Genomic DNA, 14465 nt, shown 5'->3' with positions numbered 1-14465 from the left:
CGTGGTCCGGTCCCTCAGGCGGACCGGACCACGCCGCCGCCGAGCAGACCGGCATCGCGCAGGATCAGCACCGCCGTGATCCGGTCGTGGCAGCCCAGCTTCGCGTAGGCGTTCTCCAGATGCTTGTGCACGGTCCGCGCGCTGATCCGGCAGTGCCGGGCCACCGCGCTCGCGGTCAGCCCGGCCGCCACCAGGCGCAGGACGTCGAGCTCCCGCGTGGTCAGGCCCTCGGGACGGTACGCGCACAGCCGCCAGCGCAACCGCAGTCCCGGTGCGATGAGGCTGGCGGCGTCCAGCTCGGCCTCCGAGAACTCGCCGCGTACCCGGGTCAGCACCCACCCGGCGTCCGCGCCCAGCGGCAGCAGCAGCGCCGCGTCGAGCCGGACCGGGTCGAGCTGGTTCGGGTGTGCGAGCAGCCAGTCCAGCACCGTTGCGCCGGCCGGGTCCTCCTCTCCGACCGGCCCGCGCCCATCCGTCCCCGGCCACCTGCAGGAGTGCCGGAGCCCGGTCGTGTCGTCCTGCGCGACCAGGGTGACCCACCCGCACGGCAGGATGCGCCGGAGGACCGGCACCACATCGGTGCCGTTGGCCGCCAAGGGGACAGCCGTTCGCATGCTGATCACGGTAGAAGGCCGGGTGTCCCGGTGTTGTCTTCGGTCCGACAGCAGCTGGACGTATCAGGGAGGTTCATTCCTCGATCCGCTCGGGAGTCACCTTCGGGTCGACGGGCGCGCTCATCCCGGGCTCCCACTTGCCCTTCCACCCGCGCGGGATCTCCAGGGTCCGGAACCTGCCCTCGGCCATCTCCTCGGCGATCGTGCGTACCTCGGCGATGAACTCCTGGCCGTGCAGGTCGCCGAGCCGGCGGGTGAGCGTGTATGCGTACTCCGCCTGGGGCCCGGCGTGCAGGTACGAGTTGTGCAGCCGGGTCAGTTCCGGGTTCGCCGTGGCCCGGCTGCCCGCCAGGAACACGCCGTTCTCGGCCTCGTTGATGCCGCTGCCCGCGCTCCTGAGCCGTTCGCGCATCCAGTCGAGGCCGGGCCCGAACTCCCGTTCCGGGATGATGTGGTGCGCGTGGTATCCGGGGGGCGGGGGTGGGTGCCCGGCCTTCAGCATCGAACCGCGCAGGGCGACGCTGCCGGGTGTCTCGACGAACTGGGCCAACGGCGGTGGAGCACCCGGGTGGATGGTGACGTCCGCCCGCTCGGCGAGGTCGGACTCGGACCACTCGTCGCGGTGCGGCGCCTTGCCGGCCTGGACGTTCTCCATACGCTCGATCGTGTCGGCGAGTTTGCCGCCGGGAACCTCGTCGAGCAGGTCGACCGTCCGGTCGTTGAGGCGTACGCGGTGCCGGCTGAGGAACTCGCCGAGCTCGCGGACCTCGGCGGGCGTGAAGCGCTCCAGCAGCCGGGCGACACGCCGGGCCAGCGGTGCCGACAGCCTGGTGTTCGCGCCCATGAACAGGCGCAGGTCGCCGCGGGTGAAGCCCTTCTTCTCCAGTGCGGCCAGGAGTTCGTCCAGCGTGGCCGTCTCGATGACGAACGGCTTCTCCGGTGCCTCGGCAGGCTTGTCGGCGGCGTTGTCGGCCGGCTGCTCGGCCGGCTTCTCCGGCGGCGGCTGAACCGGATCGGCGGGCGGCGGCGTCTCGGCCGGGGGCTTCGGAGGCGGCTTCACCTCGGCGGCGGCCGCACGCTGCAGCTCGGCCTCGTGCAGCTGCCGCAGCCGCAGCAGGGCCGCTTCGTCGAGCGGGCCGACCTGCCTGGCCGCGGCGAGCAGCAGCTCGGCCGGCAGGGGGTCGTCGGCCGTGAGTGCCCGGATCACGCTGCGTCCGGCGTCGGCCGACAGCGGCTCCAGCCGCTGGAGGAAGCGTTCCAGCGCGGCCGGGGCATACCGGAACGGCCCGCCGAGGATCCGGGCCGCGACCGCCGGGTCCTGGGTGAGGAAGAACAGGACCCGTGGGGCGGAGCTGAGCTGTGTCAGGGTGCCCGCCTCGCTCATCGCCTTCACGAGGGCGTCGTCGGCGGCCCCGATCGCGCGCAGGAGTTCCGCCGGTGCCGCCTTGGCGGCGAGCAGCCGTTGCAGCAGCCCGTCTATCTGCCGCTGCCCCGCCGTCCGGAGCAGTCGTTCCAGTCCTTCGGCGGCGGCGCCGGTCAGCTCCGGGCCGTACAGCTCCAGCAGGGACTGGTACGCACGGGACCGGTATTCACGGCCGACAGCGTCGAGGATCTCGGTGAGCTTCGCGCGGAATCCCTTGGCGATGACGGCACCCGAGTCGTGCTCGACCGTCCGGGCGATCGCCGCCTCGACCTCGCGGGAGCCCTTGAGCAACGCGGCGATGGTCTCGCCGTAGGACAAGCCGGAGCTGCGCAACGCGCCGGCCGCCTCCAGCGCCGTGGACGCCTTCTCCAGGGCGGGCCGCAGCGCCGGGGAGAGCAGCGGGACCACCGCGAACTCCATCACCAGCCCGGCCACGAAACCGTGCTTGAACCGCGTCCAGTAGGTGCCCGGGCTGGACCAGCCGGAGCAGTGCGAGTAGTGCAGCAGGTCGTCGGCGAACTGGTAGGTGACCTCCATGGCACCGATGCCGGCCGCGGTCAGCCCGCCGCGGAAGGCGAAGACGATCCACTTGGTCGCCACCTCGGAGACCAGTTCCCGGGTCACCAGGAAACCGGCCCCGAAGCCGACCACCTGCTTGACGGCGAGCGACAGGCCCTTGAACCCGACCGCGTCCAGCTCTCCCTTGAGCGCGGCGGTGAGGTACCCCTGCAGCGTGCGGTCCTCGGCGTCGGTCGTGAAGCGGTAGATCGCCAGTTGCACGCTGACGAAGAAGAACAGCTGCACCCCCGTCGCGATGCCCAACTCGATGATCAGCACCCCGCCGAGGATCACCGTCTCGGCGAGCAGGAAGATGGTCAGCGCCTCTTCCAGGTGCTGCACGTGGTAGTAGGTCAGATAAGCCTCGAACGCGGTCGGCGAACCGATGATCACCTCGCCGGCCGGCACCCACGGGTTGTCGCCGATCTTCTGCACCGGCTGGTAGTGGACATAGACCTCGGGCACCCCGCCCTCGGTACGCCGTTCCAGCCTCAGCACCCGCACCGTCCTGCGGAGGGTGACCTTGACCAGGTCCTTCTCCTCCAGCGGCGCCATCTCCTTGGCGGCCTCCTGCATGGCCTTCTGCAGCAATTCCTCGCGGGTCATCCGCTCGCCCGGATTGCAGACCATCCGCCCGATGAGCTCGCTCACCTTCTTGCGGGTGGGCTCCTTGAGCTTCTCCAGGATCTCGGGCTTGGGCTGGTGGACCCGCGACGCCTCCGAGTAGTACGGATCGACCACGGCGACCACACCGGCCGCGTCGTCGGCACTGTCCCCGGCGGCCCGGACGATCTTGTCCGAGTCGCCGAGCAGCCAGATCTCCTGCTTGTCCACGTCGTACTTACCACGCTCACCGCTGTGGACGAGCGCCTCGATGCCCGCCACCACCGCACCCATCCGGGGGTCGTCGGCATACGGGGAGCCCACGACCAGCCGCACGATGAGCCGCTTGAGGTAGGTGTCGGTGGACCACATCTCGCCCACCGCCGTGAAGAAGGCGTCCAGATCGCCGCGGTCCCGCAGTTCGTCGAGCACGAGCACGAACAGCGCCGGATCCCGCCGCCCGCGGTCCCACCCGATGATGTACGCCCGGAAGGCCTCCTTGCGGTCGGCCGACCAGAACCCGTTCTCCAGCCGCAGGATGCGCCGCAGCTCGGTGGCCTGCGCGTCGATGAAGGCCGCGTTCGCCTGGCGCAGCACCCGCATCCGCAGATCGGCGGCCAGCTCGGGACTGAGGTGCACGCCCACGCTACGCGCCGGCCAGGAACCGTTGACCGGGCCCTTGCGGGCCGCCGCCGGGGCGGCCGGGTCGGCCAGTGCCGCGACGAACGGCCCGAGCGTGGGCCCGAGCTCCTCCGGGATCCGGTCGCTCAACGGCACGACCAGACCCAGCGGAGTCTTCCGGTACGCCCTGAGCAGAGCGACCAGCGCACGCTCGTGGACCTGGCGCCTGACCGTGAACGGCGTGACGGCCACCGGGATCTTGTAGTCCGGCAACGCCCGTACGGTCGCGGCCCAGTCCGCGCCGGTCACCGCGGCGAAGGCCTGCTGGGTGACCAGCGGGCCGGCCTCGCTCACCGGCACCTCGACGGTGCGGTCCGGTTTCAGCTCGACCACGTCGCCGAGCGCCATGGTCGGCAGCACCATCGCAACGAAGATCACCCAGCCGCCGGGGAGCACGACCGTCCCGGCGCCGCCCGGGGCCGCCTCGACGAACCCGCTGCGGCTGAAGTCGGGTATCGCCGCGGCGATCTTCCCGTCCTTGTCAGCCTCGGCGAACGCCTTGCGCAGTTGTCCCCAGCCGCTGATCGACCAGACGTACTCCCCCGGTTTGCGGGTCGCCCCGTACGCCGCGGTGACATCATGGCTGAGCAACGGGAACTCGTACTTGCGCCGAGCCTCGACCAGCCAGGCGACGGCCGTCACCGTCTCGTCCAACTGCGCGAAGTACAGCTCCATCGGGTCCACCGGATCGGTGGCGCCGCCGTCGCTGCGGCCGAACCGCTTGCGGATCTCGAAGAACCGGCGGACGGTGAGCCGGAAGACGACCTTCTGCCGGATCCGGTAGGGCGCGCCGACGTCCTCCCGCTTCGCCACCTTCGCCGGCATATGCCCGCCCCGGGCCGGCTTGCGGGCAGCCGGCGGCTCGGCCACGGCGGCGATCGGCAGGCGCTGCTGCCGGGCTGCCCGGCGGATCGCCCGCTCGAGCAGGGCGCGCAGCGCGGCCACCTGATGCGGCAACAGGTCCGGACCGGCCACCTCGGGCGGGTGCAGCACCACCCCACCGCCGACGGCCTCACCGGCCGGCAAGGATCGGCGCGCCGCGGCGAAGGCCCGGCTCAGCGCCGCATGCGCCGCGTCCTCCCAGGCGTCGCCGGCGAGAATCTCGGCCGGACTGGCACCACGCAGCCGGACCGGGAACGTGAGCGCGCGATCCTGTTGAGCTGAATCCGTTCCGTCACTGGTCACGGCTGTCCGATCTCTCGCGCTGACACCATTGAACTGCCACGTGCCGCCGCACCGGGACTCAACTGTCGGACATCCGCGCCGAATCAGCGCCGGCTGTTCCCGCCCCCGTTGCGCCCGCTCGGATGCATCGCGTTGACCACATCGACGGAGGGCCATATGTTTGCCGCTGGAGGCGTCAATGAAACGATTCATTTCTGCGGTCCTGCTCGTGCTCTCCCTCGCGGTCTCCGACAGCACCCCCGGCCGGAGCGGCCGTAGCCGGCCCGGCGGTGCGGGTCGGTGGGCCGACCGTCGAGCACCGGGCCGATCCGCTGGGCGTGGACGCCGCCCGGCCGCTGCTCGGGTGGATCGTGGCGGCGCCGGGCGCGCAGACCGGGTACCGGCTCGAGGTCTCGACGACCGCGGACGGGCACGCCGACGTCTGGGACAGCGGACGCGTCACCTCCGCCCAGTCCTTCCTCGGTGCCACCACCATGTGGGAGGAGTGGGACGCCGGTTCACGCTCGCACGACCACGCCTTCCTCGGCACCGTCGACGACTGGCTCCACCAGAGCGTCGCGGGCATCGAGCCGGCCGCTCCCGGCTACGCCCGGATCACCGTCAGACCCACCCCGGTCGGCGATCTGCGGCACGCCTCGGCCCACGTCGATTCCCCCCGGGGCACAATCTTTTCAAGCTGGAGGCGTACGCCGAAAAGCTTTGTTCTCGAGGTCGCCATCCCCGCCGGGGCGATCGCCACGGTCCACGTGCCCGCGGACCGTCGCGGCGATGTCACCCGGCCGCCGGGAGCGACGTTCATCGGCATGAACGGCGCCAACGCCACTTTCACGGTCCCGTCGGGGCATCACACCTTCAGCGCCGCGATCAGGCGATGAGGACGACCTTGCCGATGTTCTCGCCGTTCCCCAGCAGCGACAGCGCCCCGGCCGCGCCGGCGAGCGGCAGGCCGGTGATCCGGGGCCCGGTCACCCTGCCCTCGGCGAGCCGGCCCAGGAGCCGCCCGGCCGGTTCGTGCCAGCGCGAGCACGCTCGGCCGACGGCGGCGCGGCGAGTGCGCAGAGGATGGCGCGCCGCCGGCGCGGTGGACTCGTGTGGTTCAGCGCGCGCGGCGGTAGTGCATGGCCACCACGCCGTTACGCAGCGGCTCCGCCGAGAGCAGCTCGAGCCGGCGCGTGGCGGGCAGTCCGCCCTGGTACAGCGTCGGGCCGTGGCCGGCGATCCTGGGGTGGACGAGCATCCTGTACTCGTCGATCAGGTCCAGCCGGTCGAGTTCGGTCGCGAGCTTGCCGCTGCCGAGGAGGACCCCGGCCGGGGTCGCGTCCTTCAGCTTCTGCACACCCTCGCGCAGATCACCGGCGATGTGGTGGCTGTTGGCCCACGGGAAGTCGTCGCGCGTCGACGACACCACGTACTTGGGTTTGGCCTCCAGCTTGACCGCCCACTCGCGGAGGGCCGGCGGCGCCTCCACATCGCCGTGGGCGACGGCCGGCCAGAAGGCCTCCATCATTTCGTACGTGACGCGGCCCCACAGCATTGCCCCGTGCTCGTCCATGAGACGGGTGAACGAGGCGTGCGTCTCGTCGTCGGCGATCCCCTCCTGGTGGTCGACGCAACCGTCCAGGGTGAGGTTGAGGCTGAAGGTGAGGATTCCCATGACCGGCGAGCCTAGTGACAAGCCGCTCTCCGGAATGGGCGCCACGACGTCCTCGACCCGCCCCATTGCGGCCCTCCCCCGGAGGGCTGCCCACCGACGGCGTCAGACGACGCCGAGGGCGGTTATCAGGTCCTCGAAGGCTTCCTCGGCCTCGACGTGATGCGCCTCGAGCGCCTCGCGGACGGCGACGGCGTCGGCGGTCAGCCCGGCTTCGGCCGCCCAGGAGATCGCCGCACGCAGGACCTCGTCGGGAGTCATGCTCAGCGGCGGCGCGCCGAAGCGGTTGGCGACGTCCGGGTTCAGGTACGTACGCCAGCGCTGCCCGTGCGGGGTCAGCGCCTGCACGTCGGCGACGTCGCTGTCCAGCACGAACGCCGAGATCGCCGGCGTGCCGGTGGCCTCGACGAGCTCGCCGAGGGCGCCCGGAACGTCCCCGTCGAGCTGGATCCAGCGCCAGCCGCCGGCCCTCTCCTGCTCGAACAGGGCGCCGGGGAAGGGGCCGGTGCGCGCGACCAGGATGCGGCCGGTGTAACCCATGCGTTCAGCCCTGCGCCTCGGCCGCGTCGCGACGCGACACGTAGTAGGGCGGGTCGTCCGGCGCGTCGGGCAGCGGCTCGCCCGGGCGCAGGGCGGATGCGAGCACCGGGAACATCCGCTCGGCGGCGGGCTGGCCGAAGTCACGCCAGTCGTCGGTGGCCAGCAGCCAGTAGCCACCGTTGCGCAGCGCTTCCACCTGGGCGAACGCGCCGCTCGCCCGCAGCGCCGCGAGCCCGCCGAGGCGGTCGCCGATCTCCTGCGGGCAGATCGTCAGCCACGCGTACCCGCGCAGCGTCTGCCGGCTGGTGCGCGAGGTCTGGTCGGGCTGGCCGCGGAACACCGACTCGTACGCCGTGCGGCCGCTCCCCCGGTCGTACGAGATCTCGCCGTACGCGGGGTTCCAGTCGTCGGCGAAGGACCGGACGAAGGTGAGCGTCGACTTCTGGAACTCCGGATCGTCGAGCAGCTCGGGCCCGAAGCGCACGCTGAGGAACCACCAGCCGGGATCGTCGTCGTTGGTCCGCAGACCGATGCCCAGCGCCGGGAAGGCGTTGGGGAACCCGGCGTGGTCGAGGGTGATCGCGGTCAGCTCGGCGCCGAACGGCGGGGCCGACAGCCCGTCGAGGAACGCCTTCCACGCCTTGGTGGAGAACGCCTTCGACTTCGTCCGTACGACGCCGCGGGCCCCGCGGGCCGAGGTGTGGATCGCGCTCCACACCTCGCCCGGGTTGCCGTACGGCTCGTCGGCGGGCCGGCCCTTCAGGTTGTAGTCGGACATCGGCTCGGCGGCGAGCACCGCGGCGCGCAGTTTGCCGCCCATCGCCTCGAAGGCGCCGGTGAACCAGGCCCGCAGCATCCGTGCCGCCGCCGCGTCGTCCGCCGGCCGCTCCACCGTCAGCTGGAGTTGCATCTGCCATGCCATCGGTCGCCTCCGGCCCCTTCCACTCGTGGGAGTGCCATTATCCCCATGCGAACAGCGACCCGATGCCGGCCACGACGGCGACCGCGGCGACGGCGACCGGGGCGAGCACGATCGCGGCGACCACCACGACGGCCACCACCGCGACCACCGCGACCACCGCGACGACGGTCTCGACGTCGGGCGCGCCCACCTTGACTCCGTCGTTCGCGGGCAGCTCCGGCGACCGGGCGCTCGTCGACGGGCTGGGTGTCCGCCCGCCGGGGCGCGGGTAGTCGGTCGCTATCGGCGTCGGGGTGGACGTGGCGGTCGGCGTCGGTGTCGCCGCGGGTTCCTTGTCGTTGTCCTCGAACGAATAGACCTGGATGCCGTCCGCCGCGCCGTCCTCCACCAGGATCGTCGAGCCTGGTTTCGCCGGATTGGGAATGGAGGAGTTCATCGCCACGCCGAAGCGCGGGCCCTTCTCCACCTGTTTCTTGCTGTCCGCGGCGTACTTCGGATCCGTCTGGATCTGGGCCTGGAGCTTGTTCACGTAGCGGGTCAGCTGGGCCGGCCCCTCGGCTTCCGCCTGGCCGCCCTTGTGCTTCATCTCCCAGATGTAGATCCGGCCGCTGTCACAGTTCCAGCAGATGAGGTCGGCGTACCCGGGCTTGTTGTTGCCCTTGGACGATCCCTCCCGGATGAAGTTGTCGGCCTGGGTGACGGTGACCCGGGCGTGCGGCCACTTGATCTTGATCTGCCGGACCCGCTCGGCGATCGCCGCATCGTGCGGGATCTTGAAGACCTCCCACCAGCGGTCGCTGCCCTCGGAGTCGCCGCTGTCACCGCCACCGCCACCGCCGCCCTTGGCGGGCGGATAGGCGGCCTCTCCGGGCTCGAGGTACGGCCGCTGACCGTCGGGGTCGCACGACGAGATCGGGTTGTTGTCGGCGTACGAGTACCCGTTCATCTGCTGCGGGTCGGCGTTGTCCAGCACCGGGTCGACCGAGACGAACCGGGCGATGACCGGGTCGTACTCGCGGGCGCCGAGATGGGTCAGTCCGGTGGGATCGGCCTGCCCCCCGAGGAAGCCGCGTTGGCTGGGCCATTGCGGCACGCTGCCGCGATAGCCGCCGAACGGCGACTGATAGCGGATCGTGGAGCGCTGGGTGACCGCGTCGATCAGGATGTTCGCGGTGCCCTGGTGGTCGTTGGCCAGCCAGGTGACGCCGGTGCTGGTGCGCATCGCGACGGTCTGGTCGGCCCACTTGTAGCTGCGCGTCTCGGCGATCGCGCCGGTCGCCCGGGTCAGCCGGATCTCGACATCGCCCAGGTAGACCGTGGTGACCAGCGGATCCTTGCGCAGCAGGCGGGTGCCGCCGGCGTCGTAGAGGAACGTCGTGGTGCTCGACCCGCTCGCGATCGACGCGAGGTGCCCCTCGGCGTCCCAGGTGAGCGTCTGGTCGCCGGTCCCGGTCGGCCGCCGCTGGAGGTTGCCGATCGGGTCGTAGTCGTACGTGCCGGCCATCGCGCCGGTGGTGCTCGCCAGAGCGTTCTTGCCGTCGGCGGTGTGATATTCGGTGAGGGCGTCGCCGCTCGGCGTGCCGTGGTCGGTCTGGGTCTTGCGGTTGCCCGCGTCGTCGTAGGTCCAGGACTGCCAGTACCTGGCCGGGCCGCCGAGGCCCGCCACGCTGCGCTTGGCCGGGTCGCAGTCGCCGTCGGCCGGCGTCCACGCCTCGGTCAGGCGCTGGAGATAGTCCTGCGCGAGGCACTGGGTGTCGGCGTTGCCGCCGAGGCCGGTGAGCGGATCGGAGATGCGGGTGATGTTGCCCGAGTCGTCGTAGCTGTACTGCGGCTGGGACAGCACACCCTTGGAGGTGGTGCTGGTCGTCGAGTGGTCGAGCCGGCCGGTGGACAGGTCGTACGCGTAGTCGCGGTAGGTCTCCACCGCGCCGCGCTTGTCGGTGGTCAGCACGAAGCCGGTCGGCTGCGCGATCCCGGAGTACGACGTCGATTTCACGTACGCGTTGGCGCCCGGGTAGTCGCTGTCCACACTGGCCGGCAGCCCGCTGGCCGCGTCGTAGTTGTAGAAGATCGTCTCCGGCATCAGGTCGGCGCGGCCGCCGTACGTGTACCCGGAGACGCTGCTGTCCGTCGCGATGTTGTAACCGATGATGTAGGTGTAATCACCGGCCAGCGCGCCCTCGGACGCCGGCAGCGTGGTCGTGGTGCCGGTGGACAGCCCGCGGGGGTTGTAGCCGCGGATCGCCGTCCGGTACTCGTCCGTACCGACCCACCGGCTGGTCGACGCGACCTTGCCCTTGCCACCGGGAGCGGTGTCGTACGCCCAGGTCGCCCGCTTGGCGTTGGTGGCCTTGTCGAAGATGCCGGTCTTGCGGCCCAGCCCGTCGTACCCGTACTTCAGCGCGGACGCGGCGCCGCGCGCGTCGGTCACGGTGGCCATGCGGTCGGCGGTGTCGAAGGTGTAGTCGACCGTGCCCTTGTCCGGGTCCTTGGTCTGGACGAGCCGGCCCCGCAGGTCGCGCTTGTACTCCCACTTGGCGCCGCCCGGGCCGGTGACCAGCACCAGCTCGCCCTTGCGGTTGTAGGCGTAGCTGGTGACCGTACCGCTGTCGACGCCGGCGCCGGGCTTGTACTGCTTGAGGGCGACGGTCTTGCCGATGGCGTTGGTGACGGTCTGCACGGCCGTGCCGCCCTGCGGCGGGATCTTGCTGGTGCGGTCGCCGCCGTAGACCATCGTCGTGCGCCAGCGCTCGGTGCCGCGCGGCTGGAAGATCTGGGCGACCGTCCGGCCGGCCTGGTCGTACGTGGTCCGGGTCTGCGGGTAGACCAGGTCCGCCTCGACGGTGGCCAGGTCCTTGCCCGGCGGGTTGTTGTTGACCACCGGACCGAGCTCGAGCACCGCCCGGCCGGCCGAGTCGTACCGGGTCTCCGTCACCATGCGCGACTTCGCGGTCGGCGAGTCGGCCTGCGTCTGACGCTTGCGCAGCAGCGAGTCGAAGAGCGTGTAGCTGGTGACGTAGTTGCCGGCCGCGTTGAGCGTCTGGGTGCGGGTGGCGACCACGCCGTCCGTGCGCATCTCGTACGTGAAGACGGCGTTCGCGCCGGCCGAGCGGCTGCGGCCCGGCTGCCACACCGCCGCCGTGCGCCCGAGGGCGTCGAAGGTGATGTCCGTACGGTTCTCGTTCTCGTCCACCGCGGCGGTCTGCGCGCCCCACGCCGGGTCGAACTCCGACGACGTGGTGTGCAGCTTCGAGTCGGCCACGGTGGTCTGGGTGACCTTGGTGACGCCACCGCCGGACACCCGGTCGTACGTGGTGGTGCGCTTGACGCCGGCCAGGTCCCACGCCTGATCGGTACGGCCGTAGTCGTCGTAGTGCGCACGCTGCTGCGCGACGAACGTCATGCTCGTGGGGCTGCTCCAGGTGGCCAGCGACTCCACCCGGGTCACGTCGCCGTAGGTGCCCGGCGCGGCGCCCGCGGTCAGCGAGTTGTCGAAGAAGTTGCGGGTGATCCCGATGACGTCGTCGGCGGTCTTCGGCGCGACCGCGCAGGGGCGCGCGTACGTCTCGACCTTCGACGGCCGGTCCATGATCCAGAGGGTGCTGTTACGGGCGTACGTCGTCTTGACGCACGTCTCGTCGCCGGGCACGGTGTCGCTGCCGACCACCGCGTCGTCGCCGCCGTCGTCGGTCTGCACGAGCATGCCGCGGTCGTCGTACTTCATGGTCTTGGTGGTGCGGCGCCACGAGTCGTCCGCCGGGCGCAGGGTACGGCTGCGGGTCGCCGCGACGTTGACGAAACGCGCCTCGGTGGCGACGTTGTCGACGGTCCGGGTCGCGGTGGCCGCCGACTGCCACGGCGTGGAGACGCTCGCCGAGATGACCTTGTCGTTGTCGTACGTGCGCTCCTCACGCACCATGCCCGCGAAGGCGTCCGAGTCCGCCGCGGTCGGCGACGTGTCGATCGCCGGCAGGCTGATGTCCCGGCGGCCGCCCGTGGTCTTGTCGCCGTCCATGCCGCGGAAGTAGGACGTCTCGGTGCGAGTCTGCTCCCCCGCCTCGCCGTGCAGGACCCGTACGCCCTCGTAACCGCGCCACTGGCCCCAGGTCAGCCGGGACTTCTTGACCAGGCCGTTGTACTCGTCGTAGTGCCAGGCCGGCTTGCCGAGGTACTCGTACCTGCTCTTCACCGGGGGCGAGCCACCGGTCAGGTCGGTCTCGGTGACGGCGCGCAGCACGTACTTGTGGAAGTAGTCCGTGATCGGGTTCTCGAACCCGTCCGGGGTCCACTTGACCGGGTAGCAGAGCAGCTGGTTGGTGTCGAGATGGTCCTTGTCCGGCTCGAGCGTGTCCGCGACGCACTGCGGGTCGGTGTAGAAGACCGACGTCTGGCCCCCGCTCTCACTGCGGATCGCGGTCAGGCGAGGCCATGCGTACGCGTAGATGTCGTCGGAGTCGGAGTCCACCCGGTTGTTCATCTTCGTGCCGGTCAGCACGGTCTCCGGCAGCGTGATCGTGCCGCCGACGTGGCCGGTGTGGGTGATGCCGGCGAGCCAGAGGCCGGCGTGGTTGCCGTCCAGCGGCTCGGTCCACGACGCCCGCAGCGTCCACGAGTCGACCTTGCGGTAGTCCGAGCCGCCCCAGACCTGCGTGCTCACCTTCGCCAGCCGCTTGGTCGACCAGAACGTCGGCGAGAAGTTGTCCTTGCAGTCGGTGTTCTCCTTGCACCGCTTGTCGAGCGGGGTGTCCAGCCAGTTCTTCCAGTTGTCCTTGTTGTCGATGTCGCAGTCGGTCGTCTTGGAGCAGCGGTCGCCCGGCTCGAAGAGGACCTGCATCGGGGCCGTGCCGAAGAGGTCGGTGGTACGGGTGCCGTAGTCGATCCGGCTCAGCACGCCGCCGCGGGTGTACTTCGAGCGCTTGGTCGCGTCGTTGTTGCGGCCGTACCAGTTGTCCTCCGGCGCGTACCAGTACGAAAGCGTGTTCTGGTGCGGATCCACGACGTAGTCGAGGTTCCAGCGCCAGCCCTCGTCGCAGAAGGAGTCGACGAAGGCGTCCTTGTGGCAGGTCTCGTCCGGGTTGTTGCCGGCCACCGGTACGGTCCAGACGGACTTGGTCTCGGCCTTGTTCGCGCTCCAGCCGGGCAGCCGGTTGCGCCCGAACCAGTACTGCACACCGTCCGACGTGGTGGCCTTCCAGTACTCGCCGTCGCCGTCACCGTTGGCGAAGCTGGTGTCGGTCGCCAGCTCGACCTTCGTGCCGTCGTCCTTCTTCGGGTGCCAGTACTTGTCGGTCGCGTTGTAGATGAGCTCGTTCGTCGACCCGCCCAGCGAGAGCACCACGCTCGAGCCGTCCGACTGGCAGAAGTCACCGGTCTTCTTGCTGTTGTTGGCGTTGCCGCCCATGTCGTCGAGGCAGCTCTTGTACTTGCGCTCGACGTAACCCGGCGAGTACTCGAAGCCCTCACCCAGCCAGGACGGCTGGTTGTTGGTGGCCGACGTGCGCCCGTCGATGGACTGCGACGAGTAGTTGAAGCTCACCTTGGGCGCCTGGCCGCCCAGCGCGGGCGGCATCCGCAGCGGATAGCTCCAGGTGAAGTCTCCGGTGCTGCCGCCGGCCTGCCAGGTGGAGGACGGCGCGACGTCGGTGGCGCCGAAGTCACCGGCCGGTCCGGACTCGCCGCCGACCAGCGCGACGAGCGAAGTGCCGGAAGCCGCCAGGGAGGCGGTCGTGGTGAGCACGCCGGCCCGGTAGTCGTTGGAGCCGGCAAGCGGCTTCCCCGCACACGCTGCCGCCGACGGTGTGGTCAGCGCGCACTCCGGCAGTGCGACCGCCCGCAGCCGCGACGCCCAGTCACCGCCGTACAGGTTGCGGAACCCGCGGTAGTCGATGCTCAGCGGCACCCGGGTCCCGGCCGCGGCGGCGGCCCGCGTCGTGGCGCCCGGGGAGGCGCCGACGCGCATCAGCACCCCCGGCACCCCGGCCCTGTCGCTGGCGGCCCGGTCGAGGAACTCCACGCGCAGGGTGGTCGACGCGGTCGACGCGACCTTGACCGGCAGGGCGCCGGCCTTGGCGGGCGTGCCGGTCGCGGCGACCTCGGCGGCGCCGGTCGGCCAGGCCGCTGCCGGCACCGCGCCGGTCAGCATCTTCGTGTTCGGCATGACGGCGGCGCGGGCCGGCACCTTCGTCATCGGCACCGGCTTCGCGTCCTGCGGCGCCGGGTGGTCGTAGCCGGGGTCGGCGTAGGCCGGTGCGCGGACGCCGAGAACGAGCGTCACGGACGCGACCATGA

7 protein-coding genes are annotated in these 14465 nt (G+C 71.0%); 1 reads left to right on the top strand and 6 read right to left on the bottom strand.

What is annotated here, in order from left to right; genetic code table 11:
• Positions 1-14 precede the first annotated feature (14 nt).
• On the bottom strand, positions 15-614 hold the full coding sequence (locus COUCH_RS15750; protein ID WP_249612828.1) for a helix-turn-helix transcriptional regulator: 600 nt from the start codon (positions 612-614) through the stop codon (positions 15-17).
• Positions 615-687: 73 nt separating this feature from the next.
• Positions 688-5064, bottom strand: a complete 4377-nt coding sequence (locus tag COUCH_RS15745) for an AHH domain-containing protein (RefSeq protein ID WP_249612827.1) — start codon at positions 5062-5064, stop codon at positions 688-690.
• 269 nt (positions 5065-5333) lie between these two features.
• On the opposite strand from COUCH_RS15745, the gene COUCH_RS15740 reads away from it, so the two are divergent.
• Positions 5334-5939: an alpha-L-rhamnosidase C-terminal domain-containing protein gene (locus COUCH_RS15740; RefSeq protein ID WP_249612826.1), complete on the top strand. Its 606-nt coding sequence runs from the start codon at positions 5334-5336 to the stop codon at positions 5937-5939.
• A 221-nt stretch (positions 5940-6160) separates the two neighbouring features.
• On the opposite strand, the gene COUCH_RS15735 is transcribed toward COUCH_RS15740, so the two are convergent.
• The 4 genes from COUCH_RS15735 to COUCH_RS15720 form a co-directional block, all read right to left on the bottom strand.
• The gene (locus COUCH_RS15735) at positions 6161-6718 is read right to left on the bottom strand and encodes a dihydrofolate reductase family protein (RefSeq protein ID WP_249612825.1); all 558 of its coding nucleotides are present in this window, start codon (positions 6716-6718) and stop codon (positions 6161-6163) included.
• 102 nt (positions 6719-6820) lie between these two features.
• Positions 6821-7255 (bottom strand): hypothetical protein, encoded by a 435-nt coding sequence (locus COUCH_RS15730; protein WP_249612824.1) that lies wholly within the window; start codon positions 7253-7255, stop codon positions 6821-6823.
• A 4-nt stretch (positions 7256-7259) separates the two neighbouring features.
• On the bottom strand, positions 7260-8165 hold the full coding sequence (locus COUCH_RS15725) for a hypothetical protein (RefSeq protein WP_249612823.1): 906 nt from the start codon (positions 8163-8165) through the stop codon (positions 7260-7262).
• 49 nt (positions 8166-8214) lie between these two features.
• Positions 8215-14451 (bottom strand): RHS repeat domain-containing protein, encoded by a 6237-nt coding sequence (locus COUCH_RS15720; protein WP_249612822.1) that lies wholly within the window; start codon positions 14449-14451, stop codon positions 8215-8217.
• Between the last annotated feature and the right edge of the window lie 14 nt (positions 14452-14465).

It is taken from the genome of Couchioplanes caeruleus, from assembly GCF_023499255.1.
In the GTDB taxonomy this organism is placed as follows: Bacteria; Actinomycetota; Actinomycetes; order Mycobacteriales; family Micromonosporaceae; genus Actinoplanes; species Actinoplanes caeruleus_A.
Note: the sequence above shows the minus strand (reverse complement) of the source record. Positions and strands in the feature narration are given on the sequence as shown.

Coding starts and splice junctions, on each gene's coding strand:
- COUCH_RS15750 (WP_249612828.1), bottom strand. CDS start 614: ATGCGAACGGCTGTCCCCTTGGCGGCCAACGGCACCGATGTGGTGCCG.
- COUCH_RS15735 (WP_249612825.1), bottom strand. CDS start 6,718: ATGGGAATCCTCACCTTCAGCCTCAACCTCACCCTGGACGGTTGCGTC.
- COUCH_RS15730 (WP_249612824.1), bottom strand. CDS start 7,255: ATGGGTTACACCGGCCGCATCCTGGTCGCGCGCACCGGCCCCTTCCCC.
- COUCH_RS15725 (WP_249612823.1), bottom strand. CDS start 8,165: ATGCAACTCCAGCTGACGGTGGAGCGGCCGGCGGACGACGCGGCGGCG.